We start from the raw sequence: 6,300 nt of genomic DNA on the forward strand, positions 1-6,300 counted from the left end.
CATTGGCAGCTATGCCGCGCAGGACGCCATACAACGCGCTGCAGGCTACATTCCCTTTGCCAGCATGTTCGCCGGCCAGTTAGGCAAGACCGTGGGCGACAAGGCTGGCCGGGGAATCGCCATCGCGGCCTCCGGCGGCTGGGAGTTCATACGGCAAAACACCGACATTTCCTTTGCCAGCATTTCCGACATGGCCATTTATTTGCTGCAGAACAACCGCCAGCATGGTGAGTTCGACGCCGCCATGTCGGCCACAGCGGCCATTTACCCGGAACTGAAGCCAGAAATGTTGAGGCATGGCTATACCGTGAAATAAAACCGCTCCTCACTCCCCTTGAGGAGAGCATGGAGCGCCTGCATGCTGGTAGGGGCCGGCTGACTCGCAAGCCCCTTCAGCGGCTCAGGTAGCGCATCGCATCCTCGATGCCCTTGAGCGTCAGCGAGTGCATGCGGCCGTCGAGCAGCTGCAGGGTCATTTCCGTGGACGGCGTCATCTTCCAGTGCTTCTCGGGCTCGGGGTTGAGCCAAACCACCTTCTGGAAGTGGTTGACCAGGCGCTGCATCCACAGCGCGCCCGGCTCTTCGTTGAAGTGCTCGACCGAACCGCCGACGGCCTGGATCTCGTAGGGCGACATGCTGGCGTCACCGACGAAGATCACGCGGTAGTCGCTGGCGTACTTGTGGATGATGTCCCACACCGACGTGCGCTCGCTCCAGCGCCGGAAGTTGTTCTTCCACACCGACTCGTAGACGAAATTGTGGAAGTAGAAGAACTCCAGGTGCTTGAACTCGGTCTTGGCGGCCGAGAACAGCTCCTCGCAGACGCGCACGTAGGGGTCCATGGAGCCGCCGATGTCGAAGAACAGCAGCACCTTGACGCGGTTCTTGCGCTCGGCGACCAGCTTGATGTCTAGCATGCCGGCGTTGTGCGCGGTGTGGCGGATGGTGTCGTCGATGTCGAGGACTTCCTCGGCGCCGGTGCGCGCGAAGCGGCGCAGGCGGCGCAGCGCCAGCTTGATGTTGCGGATGCCGAGCTCGACGTTGTCGTCGAGGTTGCGGAACTCGCGCTTCTCCCAGACCTTGACCGCGCTCTTGTTGCGCGACGGCCCGGCCAGGCGGATGCCCTCGGGGTTGGCGCCGTAGGCGCCGAACGGCGAGGTGCCGCCGGTGCCGATCATCTTGTTGCCACCCTGGTGGCGCTTCTCCTGCTCCTGCAGGCGCTCCAGGAACTGCTTCAGCAGCTCCTCCAGCGAGCCGGTCTTCTGCAGCTCGGCCAGCTCCTCGGGGCTCAGGTGCTTCTCCAGCTCCTTGCGCAGCCAGTCCTCGGGAATCTGCTTGTTCAGCGTTTCCAGCGACACGCCCTCGAGACCGTCGAAGAAGGCCTTGAAGGCGCGATCGAACTTGTCGAGGTGACGTTCGTCCTTGACCAGGCAGATCCTGGCCAGCTGGTAGAACTGCTCCTGGTCGGCGAACACCACGCCGGCCTTGAGCGCGGCGTTGAGATCGAGCAGCTCGCGGATGCTGGTCGGCACCTCGAACTGGCGCAGCGTCTGGTAGAAATGGACGAGCATGGCCCCTCCTCCCCCTGTCTTCCGGAACTGGCAGGCCGGCGCGGACGCCGGCCTGCGGCCCTGTTACTGCGCCGACTCGCGGCGATTCATGAACGCCAGGCGCTCCAGCAGCGCGACATCGGCCTCGTTCTTCAGCAGCGCGCCGTACAGCGGCGGAATGGCCTTGCGCGTGTCGCGGTTGCGCAGCACATCTTCCGGAATGTCATCGGAGAGGATGAGCTTGAGCCAGTCGATCAGCTCCGAGGTGGTCGGCTTCTTCTTCAGGCCCGGCACCTTGCGCAGGTCGAAGAAGATGTCGAGCGCGTCCTTGAGCAGCTGCGCCTTGATGCCCTGGTGGTGCACCTCGACGATGGCCTTCATGGTCTCGGCGTCCGGGAACTGGATGTAGTGGAAGAAGCAGCGGCGCAGGAAGGCGTCCGGCAGCTCCTTCTCGTTGTTCGAGGTGATGATGACGATGGGCCGGTGCTTCGCCTTGATGGTCTCGCCGGTCTCGTAGACGAAGAACTCCATCTTGTCGAGTTCGGTGAGCAGGTCGTTGGGGAACTCGATGTCGGCCTTGTCGATCTCGTCGATCAGCAGCACCACGCGCTCTTCGGCCTCGAAGGCCTCCCAGAGCTTGCCCTTCTTGATGTAGTTGCGGATGTCGTGGACGCGCTCAGTGCCGAGCTGGGAGTCGCGCAGGCGCGACACCGCGTCGTACTCGTACAGGCCCTGCTGCGCCTTGGTGGTGGACTTGATGTGCCACTGGATCAGGCGGGTGCCGAAGGCTTCCGCGACCTGCTCGGCGAGCAGGGTCTTGCCGGTGCCGGGCTCGCCCTTGATCAGCAGCGGCTTCTGCAGCGTGACCGCGGCGTTGACCGCCAGACTCAGCTCGGGCGTGGTGATGTAGCGGTCGGTACCGGTGAATGCCATGTGGTCTGTCCTCGGAAGCTGGCCCGGCCGGGGCCTCATTGAACGGAAATCGGAAATAGCGGCGAAATCCGAGTATAGAACGACATTACAGCCGGCTACCTGACAAAGCAGTGGCCGAAATGTGCAGGTCCGCCGGCGCCCCGGTCAGGCTCCGCGCCCGCGCTGGCGCAGGGCATCGAGCCAGAGCACGACACCACCGAACAGCATCACCGGCAGCAGCGCCTTGACGACACCGGAGAAGGACTTCGCCAGCAGCTCGAACAGCAGCGCGGCCGGCACCGGGGCGGCATAGAGGTCGCCGTTCTCGGACATCAGCGCGGGGCTGAAGATGGCCACCAGGAAGAGGATCTGCAAGCTGCGGCGCAGCCCTGCGGCAGGCAGCGGGAACATGCGCAGCAGCAACCAGGAGAACAGGATGGCGAACAGCAGGTAGGCCGGCCAGGCCATGGCATAGACGCTCACGAGGTACGCTCCCTGCCGGCTTCGCGTTCGGCCTCGCGCTCGGCTTCGCTGAGCCGGCGCCAGGCCGGCGCGTTGTCCGGATTCATGATCCAGGGCTCCGGTGGCGGCGGCATCTGCAGGTAGAAGCCCTCGGCCGCCAGCTTCTCCAGCACCTGGGCGGTATCGGCGCGCGCAAGCCGGCGCTCGGGCGACAGCATGAGGTCGGTGACATGGCGCGGCGTGCCGAAAGCCGCCAGCAGCGCCTCCGGCACTTTCGAGAGTGCGTCGGACTTGTGCACGTAGAGGTACATTTCGTCTTTCCTGCTGCTCTTGTAGATGGAGCAGAACACGCGGGTCATCATGTCATTCCTGAAGGCTTGGGCGTGCCGCCGGGAGAGCGGAAAACACGCTGCGCTACAATTTTCCGCTCTCCCGGCGGCACGCTCAAGACCATCATGCACCGGCGATGGCGGTACGGCGCTGGTCACCCCAGGCGGCGAGCTGGGCAGCATGGGCCTGCAGGGCATCGGCCAGCGGCGGAGACAGCAGCGGCTGGCGCCAGCCGGCGAGCTCGGCCAGGCCGGCCTCGATGCCATGATCGGCGGCGGCCAGCACCACGCGATCGGCCAGGCGCTTGCGCCAGAGCACCTCCAGCGGCACCCCGCTGGCCTGCACCACCGGCTGCAGGGCACGCTTGAGGGCATCGTAGACACTGCCGGCTTCACGCGGCAGCGGCGGCGGCAGTCGGCCGGGCAGACCGGCGTCCGGCAGCGCCCTGGCCTCGCCGATCAAGGCCAGCAGCGTGTCAGCCTCGCGCCTCGCCACCCGGGGATTCAGCTCCGGCACCTCGGCGAGCGCGAAGATGTTCTTCGGCTGCCGGCGCGCCAGCTCGAACAGCACCGGCGGCTTCAGCAGATGACCGCGCGGCACGTTGCGCGCCACCGCCTCGCGCTCGCGCCACAGCGTCAGCGCGCGCAGCACCGCCAGCTCGCGCGGGCGCAGGCGCCAGGCGTTTGGATGTTCCTGCCAGGCCAGCTCGGGATCGGCCGGGGCCGGCAGGCGGCAGGCCTCGGCGCACTCGGCCTCGTAGATGGCCCACAATCCCTTCGCTGCCAGACGCGCCTTCAGCTCGGCGTAAAGCGCCGGCAGATGGCGCACGTCGAGCGCGGCATAGTCGCGCTGCTGCTGGCTCAGCGGCCGCTGCAGCCAGTCCGAGCGCGAGGCGTCCTTGGGAATCTCGATGCCGAGCACCAATTGCAGGGCCTTCTGGTAGCCGACCTGCAGACCTTCGCCGAGCAGCGCGAGCGCGATCTGAGTGTCGTGCACCGTGCCCAGGCCGTGCCGGGTCATCGGCGTCAGCACCTCCAGGTCCTCGGAGCAGGCATGCAGTATCTTCAGCGGCCCCTGCGGACCGAGCACGGCATCCAGGCAGGACAGGTCGGTGATGGCGACCGGGTCGACCAGGGCCTCGCCCTGCCCGTCACCGAACTGCAGCAGGCCGGGAATGGGAAAGAAGGTGTCGACACGGATGAACTCCGTGTCCAGGGCCAGCGGGGCGGCCTGCTGCCAGCGCGGCAGGGACTGCTCGAGTCCCTGCGCGGTGGCGATGTAGAGGGTTTGCGACACTAGAGTTCCAGTTGCTTGGCGATCACTTCGTTCATGATCTCGTAAGTTCCGCCGCCGATCGAGAGGATTCTGTTGTCGCGGTACAGTCTTTCGACCACCGACTCGCGCATGTAGCCCATGCCGCCGAAGATCTGCACCGCCTCGGTGGTGACGAAGTCGCTGGTCTGGGTGGCGAAGTTCTTGGCCATGGACACCTCCTTAATCGACGGCAGCCCTTCGGCGATGCGCGCCGCCACGCGGTAGGTGAATTCGCGGCTGGCCTCGACGCGGGTGGCCATGTCGGCGAGCTTGTGACGGATCACCTGCATGCGGCCGATGGGCTTGCCGAAGGCTTCGCGTTCGCGCGCCCAGCGCAGGCTCTCCTCCAGCGCGATCTGCGAGGTCATGTTGGCCATGACCGCGAGGTTGAGGCGCTCCATCTGGAAGTTGCTCATGATCAGCAGGAAACCGGCGTTCTCGCTGCCGATCAGGTTTTCCGCCGGCACGATGACGTTGTCGAAGAACACCTCGGCGGTGTCGGAGGCCCACCAGCCCATCTTCTTCAGCGGCTGCCCGGTGGACACGCCGGCGCGCTCGCGCTCGATCAGCAGCAGGCTGATGCCGCCATGGCCGGGCCCGCCGGTGCGCACGGCGGCGACGTAGAAGTCGGCACGGATGCCGGAGGTGATGAAGATCTTGCTGCCATTGACCACGTAGTGGTCGCCGTTGGCATCGTTCTGGCGGCGCTCGGCGCGGGTCTTCAGGCTGGCGACATCGGAACCGCCGGACGGCTCGGTGATGGCCAGCGCGGCGATCAGCTCGCCGGCCAGCACGGGCGGCACGAACTTGTCCTTCAGCGCCTGGCTGCCCCACTTCTCCAGCGGCGGCAGCGCGATGTCGAGCGAGCCCAGGCTGGCAGCGAAGCCGCCGGAGGTGCCGCGCATGATCTCCTCGGTGACGGCGACCTTGAGGAAGACATCGTCGCCGGTGCCGCCGTAGGCGGGATCATGACCGACGCCGAGCAGGCCGGCGGCGCCGGCCTTGCGGTAGATCTCGCGCGGGAAGGTGCCCGCCTCCTCCCACGCACCGATGTGCGGCAGGACTTCGCGCTGGATGAACTGACGCGCGGACAGCCGCGCCTGCTCGTGGACATCGTTGAAATAGCTGGTGTACTGACCCATGAAGGAACTCCCGGACGCCGCGCGGAATAGCGGCGTGACCGGCCGGTTCTATCATTACATGACAATGCAACTCAAGTCTTTTCGAGACATCTTCCGGATCGGTTCCGGCCCGTCACGCTACGGCCTCAGTCCAGCGCCTGCAGCAGGTCGTCAATCAGGTCGCCGGCATGCTCCAGCCCCACCGAGACCCGGATCAGATTGGCCGGGGTCGGCGAGGCCGGCCCCTCGATGGAGGCACGGTGCTCGATCAGGCTCTCGACCCCGCCGAGGCTGGTGGCCACGGTGAACAGCTTCACCCGCGCCACCACCGCCACCGCCGCCTCCAGGCCGCCGCGGACCTGGAACGACAGCATGCCGCCGAAGGCCTTCATCTGCCGCGCCGCCACCACGTGCTGCGGGTGCGACGGCAGGCCGGGATAGTGCACCGCCTCCACCGCCGGATGCGCCGCCAGCGCCTCGGCGACAGCCTGCGCGTTGGCGGCGTGGCGCTCCATGCGCACCGCCAGCGAGCGGATGCCGCGCAGCACCAGCCAGCAGCCGAACGGCGAAGCGATGGCGCCCAGCGTCTTGCGCACCTGGAAGCAGCGCTG

General features: G+C 66.5%; 8 protein-coding genes. 1 reads left to right on the forward strand and 7 read right to left on the reverse strand.

The window, feature by feature from the left end:
* Window positions 1–316 (forward strand): hypothetical protein (locus tag C5O18_RS10405; RefSeq protein WP_206389737.1); only part of this gene is annotated, 316 nt, incomplete at its 5' end.
* 76 nt (window positions 317–392) lie between these two features.
* On the opposite strand, the gene C5O18_RS05235 is transcribed toward C5O18_RS10405, so the two are convergent.
* From C5O18_RS05235 to C5O18_RS05265, 7 genes are all read right to left on the reverse strand, one after another.
* On the reverse strand, window positions 393–1,571 hold the full coding sequence (locus C5O18_RS05235) for a vWA domain-containing protein (protein WP_105192079.1): 1,179 nt from the start codon (window positions 1,569–1,571) through the stop codon (window positions 393–395).
* Window positions 1,572–1,634: 63 nt separating this feature from the next.
* Window positions 1,635–2,522 (reverse strand): AAA family ATPase, encoded by an 888-nt coding sequence (locus tag C5O18_RS05240; protein WP_478209677.1) that lies wholly within the window; start codon window positions 2,520–2,522, stop codon window positions 1,635–1,637.
* Between the two features lie 105 nt (window positions 2,523–2,627).
* Window positions 2,628–2,945 (reverse strand): hypothetical protein, encoded by a 318-nt coding sequence (locus tag C5O18_RS05245; RefSeq protein WP_105192083.1) that lies wholly within the window; start codon window positions 2,943–2,945, stop codon window positions 2,628–2,630.
* A complete protein-coding gene (locus tag C5O18_RS05250) occupies window positions 2,942–3,274 on the reverse strand; it encodes a YcgL domain-containing protein (protein WP_241146748.1) in 333 nt (110 codons plus the stop codon). Before C5O18_RS05250 ends, C5O18_RS05245 begins: the two co-directional genes overlap by 4 nt.
* A 103-nt stretch (window positions 3,275–3,377) precedes the next feature.
* The gene (gene rnd, locus C5O18_RS05255) at window positions 3,378–4,550 is read right to left on the reverse strand and encodes a ribonuclease D (RefSeq protein WP_105192087.1); all 1,173 of its coding nucleotides are present in this window, start codon (window positions 4,548–4,550) and stop codon (window positions 3,378–3,380) included.
* The gene (locus tag C5O18_RS05260) at window positions 4,550–5,710 is read right to left on the reverse strand and encodes an acyl-CoA dehydrogenase family protein (RefSeq protein WP_105192089.1); all 1,161 of its coding nucleotides are present in this window, start codon (window positions 5,708–5,710) and stop codon (window positions 4,550–4,552) included. Before C5O18_RS05260 ends, rnd begins: the two co-directional genes overlap by 1 nt.
* 125 nt (window positions 5,711–5,835) lie before the next feature.
* The coding region (locus tag C5O18_RS05265; protein WP_206389738.1) for a PLP-dependent transferase at window positions 5,836–6,300 on the reverse strand (465 nt) is incomplete at its 5' end.

The sequence above is a fragment of the Amnimonas aquatica genome (genome assembly GCF_002943415.1).
In the GTDB taxonomy this organism is placed as follows: Bacteria; Pseudomonadota; Gammaproteobacteria; order Pseudomonadales; family Moraxellaceae; genus Perlucidibaca; species Perlucidibaca aquatica_A.

What these genes read in the sequence shown, in the direction of transcription:
- C5O18_RS05235 (WP_105192079.1), bottom strand. Translation starts at nt 1,571, where the DNA reads ATGCTCGTCCATTTCTACCAGACGCTGCGCCAGTTCGAGGTGCCGACC.
- C5O18_RS05240 (WP_478209677.1), bottom strand. Translation starts at nt 2,522, where the DNA reads ATGAGGCCCCGGCCGGGCCAGCTTCCGAGGACAGACCACATGGCATTC.
- C5O18_RS05260 (WP_105192089.1), bottom strand. Translation starts at nt 5,710, where the DNA reads ATGGGTCAGTACACCAGCTATTTCAACGATGTCCACGAGCAGGCGCGG.